At 66.9% G+C, this 13,805-nt stretch carries 15 protein-coding genes; 2 read left to right on the top strand and 13 right to left on the bottom strand.

The window, feature by feature from the left end:
- Nucleotides 1-5: 5 nt before the first annotated feature.
- The 4 genes from ABZ459_RS06445 to ABZ459_RS06460 all read right to left on the bottom strand — a co-directional run bounded on the left by ABZ459_RS06445 (nt 6) and on the right by ABZ459_RS06460 (nt 3,492).
- Nucleotides 6-470 (bottom strand): hypothetical protein, encoded by a 465-nt coding sequence (locus ABZ459_RS06445; protein ID WP_357966639.1) that lies wholly within the window; start codon nt 468-470, stop codon nt 6-8.
- 183 nt (nt 471-653) lie between these two features.
- The gene (locus ABZ459_RS06450) at nt 654-1,400 is read right to left on the bottom strand and encodes a hypothetical protein (RefSeq protein ID WP_357966641.1); all 747 of its coding nucleotides are present in this window, start codon (nt 1,398-1,400) and stop codon (nt 654-656) included.
- Nucleotides 1,401-2,357: 957 nt separating this feature from the next.
- Nucleotides 2,358-2,738 carry a hypothetical protein gene (locus tag ABZ459_RS06455; protein ID WP_357966642.1) on the bottom strand — a complete coding sequence of 127 codons (381 nt, stop codon included), beginning with the start codon at nt 2,736-2,738 and terminating at the stop codon, nt 2,358-2,360.
- A gap of 244 nt (nt 2,739-2,982) precedes the next feature.
- Complete coding sequence (locus ABZ459_RS06460) at nt 2,983-3,492, bottom strand: hypothetical protein (protein WP_357966644.1); 510 nt, start codon at nt 3,490-3,492, stop codon at nt 2,983-2,985.
- Between the two features lie 300 nt (nt 3,493-3,792).
- Between ABZ459_RS06460 and ABZ459_RS06465 the strand changes: the two genes are divergently transcribed.
- On the top strand, nt 3,793-4,173 hold the full coding sequence (locus tag ABZ459_RS06465; RefSeq protein WP_357966646.1) for a DUF2750 domain-containing protein: 381 nt from the start codon (nt 3,793-3,795) through the stop codon (nt 4,171-4,173).
- 180 nt (nt 4,174-4,353) lie between these two features.
- Here ABZ459_RS06465 and ABZ459_RS06470 read toward each other — a convergent pair whose 3' ends face one another.
- From ABZ459_RS06470 to ABZ459_RS06485, 4 genes are all read right to left on the bottom strand, one after another.
- The gene (locus ABZ459_RS06470; protein WP_357966648.1) at nt 4,354-4,818 is read right to left on the bottom strand and encodes a hypothetical protein; all 465 of its coding nucleotides are present in this window, start codon (nt 4,816-4,818) and stop codon (nt 4,354-4,356) included.
- 137 nt (nt 4,819-4,955) lie between these two features.
- The gene (locus tag ABZ459_RS06475; protein ID WP_357966650.1) at nt 4,956-5,984 is read right to left on the bottom strand and encodes a hypothetical protein; all 1,029 of its coding nucleotides are present in this window, start codon (nt 5,982-5,984) and stop codon (nt 4,956-4,958) included.
- 1,013 nt (nt 5,985-6,997) lie between these two features.
- Nucleotides 6,998-7,318 (bottom strand): DUF1905 domain-containing protein, encoded by a 321-nt coding sequence (locus ABZ459_RS06480; RefSeq protein ID WP_357966652.1) that lies wholly within the window; start codon nt 7,316-7,318, stop codon nt 6,998-7,000.
- 4 nt (nt 7,319-7,322) lie between these two features.
- A complete protein-coding gene (locus tag ABZ459_RS06485) occupies nt 7,323-7,709 on the bottom strand; it encodes a DUF1761 domain-containing protein (RefSeq protein ID WP_357966654.1) in 387 nt (128 codons plus the stop codon).
- A gap of 74 nt (nt 7,710-7,783) precedes the next feature.
- Here ABZ459_RS06485 and ABZ459_RS06490 point away from each other — a divergent pair, with 74 nt between their 5' ends.
- On the top strand, nt 7,784-8,437 hold the full coding sequence (locus ABZ459_RS06490; RefSeq protein WP_357966657.1) for a TetR/AcrR family transcriptional regulator: 654 nt from the start codon (nt 7,784-7,786) through the stop codon (nt 8,435-8,437).
- Between the two features lie 276 nt (nt 8,438-8,713).
- On the opposite strand, the gene ABZ459_RS06495 is transcribed toward ABZ459_RS06490, so the two are convergent.
- From ABZ459_RS06495 to ABZ459_RS06515, 5 genes are read right to left on the bottom strand one after another with little or no spacing between them, the layout of a single operon-like run.
- Entirely contained in the window at nt 8,714-9,868 is a 1,155-nt protein-coding gene (locus ABZ459_RS06495) for an alpha/beta hydrolase (protein WP_357966659.1), read from the bottom strand.
- A 12-nt stretch (nt 9,869-9,880) separates the two neighbouring features.
- Nucleotides 9,881-11,299, bottom strand: coding sequence for a S41 family peptidase (locus ABZ459_RS06500; protein WP_357966662.1), 1,419 nt, complete (start codon nt 11,297-11,299; stop codon nt 9,881-9,883).
- Nucleotides 11,296-12,342 carry an ABC transporter permease subunit gene (locus tag ABZ459_RS06505; protein WP_357966665.1) on the bottom strand — a complete coding sequence of 349 codons (1,047 nt, stop codon included), beginning with the start codon at nt 12,340-12,342 and terminating at the stop codon, nt 11,296-11,298. The genes ABZ459_RS06500 and ABZ459_RS06505 overlap by 4 nt, the downstream gene beginning before the upstream one ends.
- A complete protein-coding gene (locus tag ABZ459_RS06510) occupies nt 12,339-13,226 on the bottom strand; it encodes an ABC transporter ATP-binding protein (RefSeq protein ID WP_357966667.1) in 888 nt (295 codons plus the stop codon). The genes ABZ459_RS06505 and ABZ459_RS06510 overlap by 4 nt, the downstream gene beginning before the upstream one ends.
- A complete protein-coding gene (locus tag ABZ459_RS06515) occupies nt 13,223-13,615 on the bottom strand; it encodes a GntR family transcriptional regulator (protein ID WP_357966670.1) in 393 nt (130 codons plus the stop codon). Before ABZ459_RS06515 ends, ABZ459_RS06510 begins: the two co-directional genes overlap by 4 nt.
- Nucleotides 13,616-13,805: the final 190 nt, after the last annotated feature.

Below are 13,805 nucleotides of genomic sequence, written 5' to 3' on the forward strand. Positions count from 1 at the left end.
CCGACTCATCTCCGTGGTCGGCGTACGATCGACTGGTGATAGGCGACACCTGCCTCGTCTACGCCGACCACCATCTCCATGTACTTGGGTGTGGCGAGAGGTAGCCACCACCACACCATCAGGCCCCACAAACCGCCCGTGAATATGGTGAGTACCGCATGCAGCTTGTGGTTGATCATCGTGCCGTGCGCCAAGAGGACCTCGTACTTGCGTAGGCCGCGCCGCATCGCGAGCTGCCGCCACCCGTACTGCCTCACCAAGACGTTCACCTCATGGGTGAGAGCCGCCTGCCGCTCCACGGGGCTTGGACGTTTGGGTTGAGGTGCACGTTGCGGCGTCTTGGATCTCCGGGGCGGTGTGGGTGGGCGAGCAGGCGGCGTCTGCGGCCGGCGGAGATTTTCGTACCGTGAGAAGTCGTCGTCCTCTAACACGCGCGCATCCTTCAGTTCCGGGGCCGCCGAGATCTGCATGCGATCGTTCCACCACTCTCAGGACACGGGGAGACCCAAGTGTCCCTGAGCGGTGCCACGCTTTCGCCTGGTCGAGGCAGCCTTCCATCTAGGACTCAGGGGCGAACTAGGCCGCGAAACGCCGGTAGCGGATGGCATGTTCCGGCCGCCCGTTGTGGGCTGATCAGAGCTTCGTCGACCCGGTTAGGAGAGTCCTAGCTCCGCTTCCAGTCGCGCGACGGTGCGCTCGTAATCACCGGTGTTCGGGTCGAGGACCCAGATGCTGTTGCTGTACGGCTCGAAACCTAGAGATCGCCAGGTGCGCTGGACCCGTTGTACAGCTTCTGGATAGCTGTCCTCATGACGCTTCACGTCGAGCGGGTAGGGCTGCAGTGCCACTGCGGCAGCATATGGACAGATCATTGGGAGTGCGCGAGCAGTGAGATAGCGGCCGACGCCACCTTTGCCTCGCCAGGCCGGTGCGAGGCGAACACGTTCCAATATGACGATGTGAGAGTAGAAGGCGCCCATCAGTCTTGATTCCAGATCTGGATGCAGGCCGCCCTCATCAAGATCGAATAGGCACCCGTAAGCCTCAAGCTCCTGGGAATCGGCATCCAGTGTCTCGTATGGGTCCTCGAGTTGTCCTAGATCGAGTACACGAGCCTGCGCGTGAAAGATGGTGATCTCGCTGCCAGTGTCCAGCGGAGAGATGTTGAGCCCAATGCCCTCGATCTCGCTGACAGGTTGAACCTTGTCATCCTCGGCTACCCAATTGGGGTAATCCTCTGGGAAGTCATAGATGCTGATGGTGGTGAGGACCCTGGATATCCCTGGATCATGCATGTCACTGCCGAAGAGCTTGGCGTCTGAGCGGCTTTCGATGCTGGCATCCATCAGGTCGGCCGGCAGCGCAGCTGGCTCACGCTTCGAGTCGGGAGCGGGGGACATGTTGCGATGGTAGATGGAGGCAAGCTGCTGCGCCCGGTCAACTTCTAAGGGATTGGCTGAAGTCTGACATCCACGGCGGTAACGAGGACCCGTTTACGACCGCGGGGAGACGTGATCGTTCCCAATGTGTTCCCCGGGACGCTGCATCTGACGGAAAGGCGCAGGTCAGGGGCTTGTTGCGACGGGACTGTAAAACCGTCGGCTCAGCCTACGCAAGTTCGAACCTTGCACCTGCCACCAGCAGTAACAGCAGATCAGAGGCCCTTCGGGGCCTCTTCTGCGTTTCAGGGGTGTGCAACCAGATGCTGCCGTGAGTGGCCCATTGTCGCTGGTCCACCAATACGTGCAATGATCTTGAGCGTGTTTCCCCAGGTAGGGGCTCGGTTTGCGAGCGTAAGTGCGCCCTCTGGGTCCTGCGCTCAGGTTGTAGCGCAACTTGGTAGCGCACCTGACTGGGGGTCAAGGGGCCGCAGGTTTAAGTCACTGCCTATTCAGCGCAGCCCACAGCAAGAGCCCCGGTGGTGGGCCGGGGCTCTCGGGGCGGTGGCTGTGTGGGTCATGTGGGGAGGGCCTCGCCGATCCGCTGGCTGGCGATGTCCTGTTGGCCGTCGATGCACTTGGCGTAGACCGGCAGGAGGACATCGACGCCGTGGACGGCTCTTTCGGCTACGTCCGGGGCGGAGACGCCCACGTTGAGCCAGAGGGACACTGCCGCGTGCCGAAGGTCGTACGGGCGTTTGGCGAGCGGGGAGGCGACCTGCGCGGGGGCGAAGGCCAAGAGGCGGGCGGCCTGCCAGACCTCGGTGTAGGCCGTTGAAGCTACGACGCCTTCCCGTTCACTGCGGAAGATGCGTGGCCGCCATATGTGGTTGGGGGCGACCGGTGAGCCAGGGTTCGTTCCTCACCCTGGCTCACCGGAGAACGTGGCTGATCTCTGCCGATCTGGCGAGGCGACGCTTATCGCTGCAGATGCGGATCGTGCTCATGCCGAACCGGCTCGGGCTGGGCGCGGCACCAGTCCACGACGCGGTACGTGATGCGGTCGAAGGGTGCGTCGTTGGTGATGGGATGTTCGAAGTCGGCCAGACGATCCAGGTCCATGGCCAATTCCGCCAAGATCTCCTCGGTGAACAGCCCTGACCTGGTGAGCGATTCGCGTAGGTAGGCCAGGAGACGTTCATGGTGCGCGTCCCAGTTGATATTGCCGTTGCGCTGCGCCTCATCTCGAAGCTTCTCGACTGCACGCAGCAACTCGCCTTGGACGGTGTCCGCCTGGCCTCGCCGTGGTACATGGGTCTGCCAGATCCTGCGAGCATCAGCGGCATATGACGCGTCCATGGCGGCCACCGTACAACCATGGCGCCCTGTTGGTTGGCGCCTAGGCCAGCGACCACGCGTGGTGCGTCGGGAGGTAGGAAGGGCTGGAAGTGGCAAGTGGGCTCGGTGCTCAACGAGGCTGCGGACAAGCTGTTGAAGTCCGCAGGTGCCGCGCTGCGCGCCCGCCTCATCGAAGCCGAGGGATGGGATGTCTAGCCACCCGGCCGCGTCGGATGGGGCGCTTCGGCTTCAAATCCTCCAACGGTCACGTGCGTCGACTGTTGGGATCCACCATCAGCATCACGCGGTCAGCATCGACGTCGAACCCCAGATCTGGATGGCCAGGGGATCCCTCCGGACCCATCGATACGGACTTCCCGAGACTCCGTCCGATCAGGCAGAAGAAGTTCGCAAGGACGTCCAACCGTTCCTGCCCCTGTAACTCTCTGAGATCGACGTCGAAGTCGATCGACTCGACCTGATACATGCGGAAGATGATCAGTAAATCGGCGATTGGCCAGACTCTCAGATCGGGCGTGACTCGCAGCTCAGGTGAGCCACCGGCATGGGCGGCTTCGGCCATGTCGGCAGCGGAGGTGAGCTCCATTGGCTCACCAGCCACCGAATAGGCAAACCGCCAACCCTGCGTCCGAACGAGATCCAGAAGCACCTGCCAGTCCTCGACAGTGGTCCCATCTACAACGACGTCCGGCAAGGCCCCGTTGACCTCAGGGTCGAAGAGAAGCTTGACGTCATCCCACCTCAGATCAGGCACAGCACTCATGATTCATGAAGAACGCGCCTCCGGCGGGGACTTCGGCTCCGGGATGGTGGCCGCGCCGGCCAGAGGTCCGTGGATGGCTGAGGTGGAACTGATCATCCTGCCAGTCATCGATCCAGGTCAAGCAGAGCGGAACAGGGCCACGGGGCAAGGGCCGTTCGTCCAGCGGGGCGCTCCACCCTTGGCTGGTGGCCCTGGCGCGCTTTCCCCTTCACGCGGGTCGACGGCAGACAGGATGATCAGAGAACAGGGGCGTGCGTTCCGCGTAACTTCCGCCGTAGGTACCGTATCGGCATGAGTCAGAGCGGGGCGCAGGCGGCGGCGTTCTTTCGTGATGTCGCATCCCACCGCACAGTGTGGACAGTTCAGGACGAGAGCGGCTGTCCGGCTCCGATGACTCCGAGTGGACGAAGGAGCATGCCGTTCTGGTCTTCGCGTTCCCAAGCGGAAAAGATCATCCGGACGGCTCCCGCTTATGCTGCCATGGAGCCCCGGGAGATCGACGTTGACGACTGGATGTGTGAGTGGCTGCCTCATCTCAAGAGGGATGGCCTGCTGGTTGGGATCAACTGGTCAGGAGCGCGAGTGGTGGGCTGGGACTTCGAGGTAGATCACGCGATTTCTCGGCTCGAAGCCGCACAGGCATCCCACGCGGCCTTCCCAGAATCGAACTGACCGAACTGCAACAGTTCAAGATCAAAGAGCTCAGGAGGAGGTCCACGTGCTTCCCCCGCGAGCGCTGTGCAATATACGTGCAATGACCTTGGACATAGGGGTGGCGGAATACCGCCCCGCCGCGGGTCGGAAGCTATCTCTCAGATGGAACGGCTACGAGCTGTAAACCGTCGGCTCAGCCTACGCAGGTTCGAGCCTTGCACCTGCCACCAGCAGCAACAGCAGTTCAGAGGCCCTTCGGGGCCTCTTCTGCGTTTCAGGGGTATGCAGCCAGATGCCGCTCTGAGCGGCCGTTTGTCGCTGGTCACGGGATATACGCGGGATGGGCCTGGCGGCGTTGCCCCAGGTGAAGGGCCGTGATCCGAGGCCCATGCCGAATTCTTTGGCGTGCGTACGCAGCAGGGTGACCAGCTCTGGGTGGAGGGGTACCGTACGGGTTTCCCCGTCCGGCCGATGCTTGAGCGCGTGGCGCTCCCGCGGCTGGCGGTTGTTCGTCCAGCGGCTTCCGGTGCGTGGCTCGGCGTTGGTGAGCCGCATCTCTCCCCATCCGCCGTCAGGAAGGCTCACCAGATGCTCACGGTGAAGATCCACGGCTGCCTCCAGGCGTAGGGCGGCGAAGTGCATGCATCCGAAGAGCGCCTGCATTCGTGCCCCGCGCCCGCTGTGCCGGCGGACGGCCGCGAGGAACCTTCGGGCGTGGCCGTCCACGGCAGAGACGCGGTTAGTTTTGGGACGGTACGGCCGCCTCGGAAAGCGCGGCAGCCCCTCTTCCGGGCACTTGGTCAGCGCCAGATGACAGCCTGGGTGCCGCGGCCGGTGTTCCAGTAGTAGGTGATGGAGCCGGCGATCCAGCCCAGGTTGTTGATGTCGAAAGCTTGGGAGCTGGTTACGCGCGCGTCCGTGGGCAGCGGTAGGAGGCGGGGCTGGGTGGTGGGGGAGTCCCACAGGGCGGCGAAGTTGTACCGGTCATCAGCCTTGATGTAGCCACCGACGATCTGGCTGCGGTCGTTGATGGCGTCGGCACCGGCGTAGTCGGAGGCATCGGCGGGCAGGGGTAGGGCCGTCATGGAGGAGCCGTCCCAGAAGAAGCCGCGACGGTGGCCGTCGGTCGTGTCGGAGTTGCCGACCACCTGGCCGAGGTTGTTGATCGAGTTGGGGGCGCTCATCCCGCCGAGCGTGCCCAGCTCGCGGCCGGTGCCGTTGTGCCACAGGTACGCCTGGTAGGTCGACAGCGGCAAGCCCTCGTCGTTGACGGTGTAGTTGTCGGCGCCGACCACCTGGCCGTGGTCGTTGACGGCGTTGGCGGTCAGGCCAGGGCGGCGGTCGATGGCGGTTTTGACGTCACCGGACAGCAGGAAGGCGCGATATTCGGCGAAGCCCGGTACGGGCGCGAAAGTGACGACGATGTGCCCGTTGGCGACCGCGGCAGCGCAGTAGCCGGGGGCGCCGTGCGCGCCGAGGTCTTTCATCTTGCCCTTGTGCCAGAGGAAGGGAGTCCACTGGCCCGAGGGCAGCTCGCTGCAGCCGACGATGCGGCCGTCGTCGTCGATTCCGGAGGCGAAGCTGGTCTCGCCACCGAGCGTGCCGAGATCGGTCATCGTGCCGTTCTTCCACAGGAACGCGTGGCTGACCCCTGACTCCAGCGGGCTGTCGCCGACGACGTGGCCCCGATTGTTGATCCCTCGGGCGATGCTCCATGTGCCGCCGAGGGTGCCGAGGTGGACGATACGCAGGCGCTCCGGACTCGCCGCGGCGGCTGGCGGCGAGGTGAGCGGGCCTAACGACGTGGTCGCGATCAGGGCGATGGCCATGGCCATGGCACGGCGGAGGGATCGACGCATGTTGAGGATTCCCTTCGAGGGCACGCACGGGGCGATGTCATGATCAGCCTAAGCACCGCCCAGGCCGACGTTTCTCACGGAGTCCTTACGTCCGGCAGGCCTCGCGATGATCTTTGCAGCTACTCGCTTACCGCTTGGTCCGAGATGGGCATGCCGAGCTAATTCTTCGGCAACCGCGCCGATCGCCTTGGCGTAGGGGGCCAATCGGTCGACCAGGGCCAAGGTCATGTCATCCACTGGGCGCTCTGAGGACCGGGGGCCGTTGACCTGCCAGATATGAACGGCCGGTGCGGCGGTTGCCGCCTTCTTCTGCCTCGGATTGTGACCACGTCGGGCTCAAGGCCGAGCCCGTGCCGCCATCTCCGCAGCGAACACATGATCGATCCGGGATATGTGCGCAATGAAGTGCGGGGCTGTCGGTGCCGCGGACGGCAGAAGCGCAGGTCGTAGAGCACTCGGTGGCTGAACCGTCGGTCGGCCGTGAAACCGTCGGCTCGGCCTACGCAGGTTCGAACCTTGCACCTGCCACACCAGCGGGAAGAGGCTCGTCACCAGCGGAAACGTGGTGACGGGCCTCTCGCGTTGTCTTCGGCCGTCTGCGTCGATCAACGGTGCTCTACGGCGTCTTGCGGCCAATACGCGGCCAGGTTTCGAAGGCATGGCGGCCCTTGCGCGGCTCGGCATCCATCCCGGGCGCCAGGGCCGGGTAACCAAGAGTTCCAGGGTCTTGCCGCGTCGGACCAGGCGGCAAAGTTCCGGCAGGGGTGGAAGGTCGCCTCAGCAGCCATGGGGTGGTTGACCGGCCAGTTCGCGGGCCGTCGGATGGACGTTTGCCCACTGGATCAGGGCTTTGTGAGGCTGGGGCCCGCGCTCGTAGATCCGCACAAGCCTGCGGCGGCGACCCGGCCAGGCGAAGGTTCTTTGTGTCATCCACCGGCGCCTCACTTCGTGTCGGCCACCCCTTGGAACAGATCGTCCAGGGACTAGAGACGCTCGATGAGTCGTACGGCCACGGTGTCCCCGGCGCCCTTGCCGAGGGTGCGGCGTAGCGGGGCGGCGATGGGGAGTTTGTGGGTGCCGTCGCCGAGAGCCATGAACGAGCTGGTGAACGGATGGCCGTCGACCGTACCGGTCACCTTGACGAGACCGCGGGTGCCGAAGTAGGCAGCCGAGTCCGCCATGACGACGTAGGTCCATCCGCCCTTGGCCGGGCTCTGCACGAGCGTGGCGGTGAACTCGCGGTCGAGCGGTCCGGGCTTCGTGTGGTCGGCGTTCATGATGGGGTCCTTTCGGGTTGTCGTCATGCTGTCAGTGCAGGATGCCGAGCACGGCGCCGATGAGCAGCAGTTTCAGGAGCCAGTCCCCTGCATGCAGCGCGGCGGTGACCACCGGCACGCGCTCCCACAGGACCGAGCCGGTGAGCAGGATGAGCGGGAAGCCCAGCCATGCGACGAAGGCCAGCGACATCGCCGAGGGCCAACCCAGCAGGTTGGCCTGTGCTGCGATCCAGGCGAACACGCCGGCGACGAGGGCGGTGCGCAGCAACTCCACGGCCGCCTTCCACGGTGCGGGCCGTCCGCGGTCGAGCGCCGCGGCACCCAACCGGCGCCGCTCGAACGGCGTGGCCAGGGCGTAGTAGACGGAACTGACGATGAAGGCCGCGACCGCGGCGAGGGCGATTCCCAGAGCAAGCATCTTGGTGCCCCTTTCAGTACTGAAAAGTACTATATTTTTTGAGTTATAGTACTGTCAAGTACTAAGGAGGGTGGATGTCGGCAGAGGTACGGCCGCGACCACGCGGGCGCCCGGGAGGCAGTGGCGGCGCGGACCTGCTGGCGATCGCCCGCGACGTGTTCCTCACGCGGGGATATCCCGGCGCGACGATGGATCAGGTGGCCGCCCAGGCCCGGATCTCGAAACAGACGCTCTATCGCGAGTACCCCTCGAAGGAGCGGCTGTACGCGGCGGTGGTCCGCGACTGGGTCGACCGCGGCTACGACGCCATGCGACCACACACCGAAGCGCTCACGGAGTCCACGGACATCCGGGCCGGCCTGCTGCGACTCGCGCACGTACTGCACACGGGCGTGCTGAGCGAGCCGGTGCTGCGCATGCGATCGCTGGTCGCCACGGAGTCCGCGCGGTTCCCCGACGTCGCCGCCGACTATGTCGTACGCAGTTGGACCCGGAACACTCATCTGCTCGCCGACGCGCTCGCCGCCCTGGCGGCGAGGGGTCTGATCAAAGCCGAGGACGCGCTCGTGGCGGCGCAACAGTTCACCTGGCTGGTTCTCGGTGACCCGCTCAACCGTCTCACGCTCGCGGCGCACTCCGAACCGCCGGAAGACGGCGAGCTCGCGCGGCAGCGCGAGGAAGCGGTCACGACGTTCCTCAGCCGCTACGGCCCGCCGGCCCCGCACTGAGAATGACGACGGCGTCTTTGAGTGATGCCTGCGGAGAGGAGCGGGCTCCTGGTAGCCGAGACGTTGTCAACGCACTTCGGCTGCCAGGAGCACGTGCTTGTCCAAGACCGCTCGACCCCGCCGCCCGCCGGCGGCCCCGCTGACCGTTTTAGCGCGGCGACCTGCAAGCGGCGATGACTCCGTCCACCCCGGCCCACAACGCCGTCGGTCGCAGCTCAAGCCCTGAAACGATCAAACCGCCGCTCAGCGCAACGATCCGGACGATGAAGAACAAGCTCAGGACTGGCCGCAGGTCGCGGGGCAGAACTTGACCTCGGGGTAGCGCGAGGACGGCTTGTCCAGGAGGGGCTGCCGCTTCGACTTCAGATGCTGGTCGAGGAAGGCCGCCACGTAGGAACGGGTGAGCTCGGCAGCGCGCGCCGCCGGCAGCACGCTGGAGGCGGGCGTGACAGCGAGGGCGTCGGCCATCAGCGGGCCGTCGGTGAAGGACTGGTGTTCCGCGCCCGACAGCACGAGCCAGCGCTTCCACCCGGTCAGCAGCTTCCAGTCGCGCTCCCACGAGGTGTCGCGACCGCCGGGGACGTGCTGCGGCGAACCCAGGAACATGAACGGCCGGGAGAATCCGCTCTTGGGGATGCGGGCGTAGGTGGTGCCGTCCATGTCGATGCCGGCGCGCACGCGGGAGTCCTTCACCATGGTCGCCATGGCGCTCGCCCCGCCGATCGACTGGCCGACCATCGCGATCTCGGAGCGGTCGATCAGGTCAGAACCATCCCATTTCGATGGCAGCTGATCGAGTACGAAGGAGACGTCGGCCGCCCGTCCCGCGACCACCCCCGTGCCGAAGCCCGGGTCGGTGTCGCTGTCGCAGGCGAGGCACTCGGCGACCCGTCCGCCGGGGAGGGTCGTGGCGTAGCTCTCGTAGGTGTGGTCGATCCCGGCCACCACGTACCCGCGGCTGGCCAGGTCCTCGGCCAGGGACGTGAGCGTGTTCACCGGATTGGTGAAGCCGGGGGACAGCACCACCAGTGGCAGCTTCCGGCCCGCGGGTTCGGCGTCGGCGATGGCGTTGGTGCGCGTCCCGCTGAGCGTGCCGTCCGGCACGCCCGCGACCCCCAGGCGTCTGAGTGCGAGCTCCGATTCCTTCGGCGTCATGTACGGCGCCCGCCGCCCGTCTCGCTGCTCGGTCGGGTACCACAAGGTGACCTTGAGCTCCCTGGCGTCGACGTCGAGGTTCCAGGGATCGGGGCGGGAGGCGTCCTTCAGGTACAGGGCGGTGGTGCCGACCGGATGGGCGCCGGTGGGGGCGGGCAGGGTGGCGGGGCCGGTCGGCGTGGCCGACGGTGCGGCGGACCGGGGTGGCGTGGGCACGGAGCAGGCGGACGCGGCCAGGACGACCAGTCCCGCGGCGACTGCCAGGATCTGTCTCATCGGGAGGTCCATTCACTTGTTCAGCAAGGTCAGGGCCTTGGCCAGCGCCGGGTCGCGTCCGTCGGCCGCGTCCTGCGGGGTCAGGGGCACGTGGTGGTCGGGCGGCACGCCGATCCGGTCGATCACCTCGCGGTTGGGCCCGAGGTGGTGCTTGACGGGGAAGCTCAGGCTGGTGTTGTTGCCGAGCAGGTACGGCTGTGACGGGCCGGAGATCACGCCGGCGGTTCTGGTGCCGACCAGCCGGCCGAGGCGCAGGTCCTTGACCGCGGAGCTGAAGTGCTCGCACGCCGAGGCGCAACTGCGGTCGGTGAGCACCATCAGCGGCAGGTTGAGCAGCTCGACGGTGTCGTCGGTCCGCGAGGTCTCGCACTTGCCGTCCACGGTGCACTGGTAGGCGGTGACCTTTCCGTGGCCGAACGCGCTAACCAGCCGGGTCGCCTCCACGGGGCTGCCGCCGCCGTTGCCGCGCAGGTCCAGCACGACGCCGGACAGGGGCCGGACGGCGCGCAGTCGGGAGATCGCCCTGAAGACCCTGTTCGCGGAGTCGGGAGCGAACCCGCGCAGCCGTACGTAGGCGATGTCGTCGTCCAGCAGCTTCGAGGTCACCACTTGCAGGGCGGCCAGATCCCGCTGGTAGAGGCCAGGCTTGAGCGTCACGCTCCACCGGCGGCCGGTGCTCTGTCGCAGGAGCCGTAACCGGACCGGGCGCGCCTCCGGGTAGACCGGGTAGAGGGCGGCGATCGCGGGAGTGGCCTTCCCGTCGATGAAGGGCGCCGATCCGTTGACCGACTCGACGATGTCGCCCGGACGCAGTCCGGCCGCCTGCGCCGCGCCGCCCTGCACGGTGGTGACGAACAGCGGAGGCAGGGCGATGCCGGGGTTGCCCTCCACCTGTGGGCCGTTGACGTTCGCCAGGAAGCCCAGGCCGTAGCCGTCGCCGTCGTAGTAGTCGGGTGGTCGCTTGACGTCGTGCGTCCAGCGGGCGTGGTTGTCGCCGAGGCCGGCCACGATGGCCTCGAGGGTGACGACGGCCAGCTTGTCGCGAAGGTCGGGGACCTGATCGGTGGTCTTGCGGTAGGCGGCCTCGAAGGCGGTCCAGTCGGCCTTGCGGTCACCGGTCAGCGCCGGCATGCCTGCCTCGGGCACGTCGCGGCCGTTGCGGTTGAGCTCTCGGGTCAGAGCGCCGAATCCGGCGCTCAGCAACGAGCGGGCATCCAGCGTGGCGCCGCTGTAGTAGTTGCCGAGGATGCAGAAATAGGCCTGCTCGATGATGTCGATCGTGGTGGCCGTCTCCGCGTCGGGGACTCTCCGGGGCGCTGCGCAGACCGTACCGGCTGCCGTGCTCACCTGGCTGCGCGGCGGCGTCGGCGCCGAGCAGGCCGCCGCCGCCGCGATGGCGAGCCCGGCGGCCGCGATCCTGATGACGGTCATGACAGACGCCTGCGGATCCACCAGAAGCAGAACCACGACAGGCCGAGGGTGAGCACGGTGTAGATCCCGGTCTCGATCCACTGGAAGGGCCAGAAGCGCTCAAGGGGCTGGTAGGTCGCTTGCTGCCGATAGCCGAGCCGGTTGATCTCGACTATGCAGCTGTCCCCGGCGCCCGCCGACGGTGCGCAGGGGCCTGACGTGGTGGAGATCTGGGCGGCGGCGGAGCCGCCATCGGTGCCGAGCGCACGCCCGGACGGATCGACCAGGTTGGAGGACAGGACCCAGGCACCCGCGTGACCGGGAACGGCCGCCTTCAGGTGGATCTCTACATATCCGCCTCGGTCCCGGTTCATGCCGATGCCGTCCACGTTCGCCTCGCCGAGCTCGAAGGCCGAGGTGATCGGGGGCGCCAGGTGGGGCCGGACCAGCAGCGGCATGGCGAGCTGGAATGCGGCGAAGACGGCCAGAGTGAGGGCCATGGCGGGCAGCGTGCGGCGCACCAGCATGCCCACGGTCACGCCGAGGACGAAGGCGAAGGCCGCATACCCCATCGAGGCGATGCCGCGCGCGCCGAACACCAGGGGAGCCATCAGAGCCAGGTTCTCTGCGGCTGATTTGTCCAGAGGGTCGGACCACCAGGTCACCATGAGGCCGCACAGGCCGGCGGCGGCCACGGCGGTCAGGCCCATGAGTACGAGCTTGACCGCCAGCCAGCGGCTGCGGGTGATGCTCTGGTTCCACACCATCAGGTGCGTGCCCGCCTCCAGCTCGCGGGTGATCAGCGGTGCTCCCCAGAAGAGCCCGGCGAGGGCGGGCAGGAGCAGCACGACGAGGGTCAGGGCCATGAACTCGGTGTCGTGCCCGCCGAAGAAGTGGTCGTAGAAGCGGCCGCAGGTGCCGTTCTGGGTGCAGGCTGCGATCCCGGCGGAGTAGTCGGACGCCAAACCGGGGCCGGTCAGGGCCAGGGTGGCGGCGAGGACGACGAGCAGGGCGCCCATCGTCGCGGCCGAGCCGCGGAACTGGCGCCAGGTCAGCCAGATCATCGCTGCACCTCCAGGGCGACTCGCTGGTCCGCGGTGCGCTGGTCCATGTAGGCCAGGACGAGGTCCTCCAGACCGAATTGGGTGACCGTCCAGGCGGGGTCGTGGATCGGCGCGTCGGTGCGGATCACATACGTGCTCTGCCGGTCGGTGTGGCGCGCGCAGACCACGTGCTGATCGGCCGGGAGCCGGTCGGGATCGCGGCGCGGGCCGGTGAGCCGGTGATGGGTGGCCAGCAGCTGGTCGACCTCCCCGGCCACCTGGACGCGAGAGTCGACGAGCACGATCAGGAAGTCGCACACCCGTTCCAGGTCGGAGACCAGGTGGGAGGAGAGCACCACGCTGAATTCGTGCTCGACCGTGGCCTCCATCAGTCCCTGCAGGAACTCGCGGCGGGCCAGCGGGTCGAGTGAGGCGACCGGCTCGTCCAGGATCAGCAGTTCGGGCCGCTTGGCCAGGCCCAGGGTGAGGGCGAGCTGAGCACGCTGGCCGCCCGACAGCTTGCCTGCCCGCTTGGCGGGGTCGAGACCGAGTTGCGCGATCCGGTCGCGCGCCATGGCGGCGTCCCAGCGGGGGTTGAGCCGCGCTCCCAGTCGCAGGTGATCGGCGACGCTCAGCCCGGCGTAGACGGGAGTGTCCTGAGCGACGAACCCGACCCTGGCCAACTGCGCCGGGCCGCCGGCGGGACGGCCGCCCAGCACGGTGATGCCGCCCACCGTCGGCTCCAGCTGGCCGCTGGCCAGCTTCAGCAGCGTTGTCTTGCCGGCTCCGTTGGGACCCACCAACCCCACGACGTGGCCCGCCGGGATGTCGATGGTGCACTCACGCAGCGCCCAGTGCTTGCCGTACTTCCGGCCCAGCCCCTGGGCCTGTAAGACGGGGTTCACGCTATGTCCTCCTGAGCGGTGGTCCGAAAGGTGGTCATGAACAGGGCCTCGATGCTTTCCTCGTCGAGGCCGGCCCGGCGGGCCTTGGCCAGCCAGCGCTGCAGTTCCAGCCGCAGCGGGCCGTGCGCGGCCAGCGAGGCATTGGTGAGCGTCGCCGTCACGAACGTCCCCACCCCCGGCCGGGCGGCGACCAGGCCCTCGTGCTCGAGTTCCCGGTAGGCCTTCAGGACGGTGTTGGCGTTGATCGCCAAGTGGGCCACGACCTCCTTGACGGTCGGCATCTGGTCGCCCTCGCGCAGCACGCCGAGCCGCAGCGCCTGCCGTACTTGCTGGACCAGCTGCAGGTACGGCGAAACACCCGACCTGCCGTCCAGATGGAACTCGATCACCGGCTGCTCCATTTATCTAGCTTCCTAGCACTTTAGAGTTTTAGATGTTAAAGGATCATAAGGAGCGCTGCACAGGTCTCGCCCGCGGGCGCGGCAGCTGGGGTCCTGGCCACGCAGATGTAGGGCCATGGACAGCGTGATCTCGCCGGTCGCAGCGGCGCCGCCGATGGCCGTCCCGGGCGCGGGCCGA

The organism is Nonomuraea sp. NPDC005692, assembly GCF_040631115.1.
GTDB lineage: Bacteria > Actinomycetota > Actinomycetes > Streptosporangiales > Streptosporangiaceae > Nonomuraea.

Coding starts and splice junctions, on each gene's coding strand:
- ABZ459_RS06445 (WP_357966639.1), bottom strand. CDS start 470: ATGCAGATCTCGGCGGCCCCGGAACTGAAGGATGCGCGCGTGTTAGAG.
- ABZ459_RS06450 (WP_357966641.1), bottom strand. CDS start 1,400: ATGTCCCCCGCTCCCGACTCGAAGCGTGAGCCAGCTGCGCTGCCGGCC.
- ABZ459_RS06455 (WP_357966642.1), bottom strand. CDS start 2,738: ATGGACGCGTCATATGCCGCTGATGCTCGCAGGATCTGGCAGACCCAT.
- ABZ459_RS06465 (WP_357966646.1), top strand. CDS start 3,793: ATGAGTCAGAGCGGGGCGCAGGCGGCGGCGTTCTTTCGTGATGTCGCA.
- ABZ459_RS06470 (WP_357966648.1), bottom strand. CDS start 4,818: ATGCAGGCGCTCTTCGGATGCATGCACTTCGCCGCCCTACGCCTGGAG.
- ABZ459_RS06475 (WP_357966650.1), bottom strand. CDS start 5,984: ATGGCCATCGCCCTGATCGCGACCACGTCGTTAGGCCCGCTCACCTCG.
- ABZ459_RS06480 (WP_357966652.1), bottom strand. CDS start 7,318: ATGACGACAACCCGAAAGGACCCCATCATGAACGCCGACCACACGAAG.
- ABZ459_RS06485 (WP_357966654.1), bottom strand. CDS start 7,709: ATGCTTGCTCTGGGAATCGCCCTCGCCGCGGTCGCGGCCTTCATCGTC.
- ABZ459_RS06490 (WP_357966657.1), top strand. CDS start 7,784: ATGTCGGCAGAGGTACGGCCGCGACCACGCGGGCGCCCGGGAGGCAGT.
- ABZ459_RS06495 (WP_357966659.1), bottom strand. CDS start 9,868: ATGAGACAGATCCTGGCAGTCGCCGCGGGACTGGTCGTCCTGGCCGCG.
- ABZ459_RS06500 (WP_357966662.1), bottom strand. CDS start 11,299: ATGACCGTCATCAGGATCGCGGCCGCCGGGCTCGCCATCGCGGCGGCG.
- ABZ459_RS06505 (WP_357966665.1), bottom strand. CDS start 12,342: ATGATCTGGCTGACCTGGCGCCAGTTCCGCGGCTCGGCCGCGACGATG.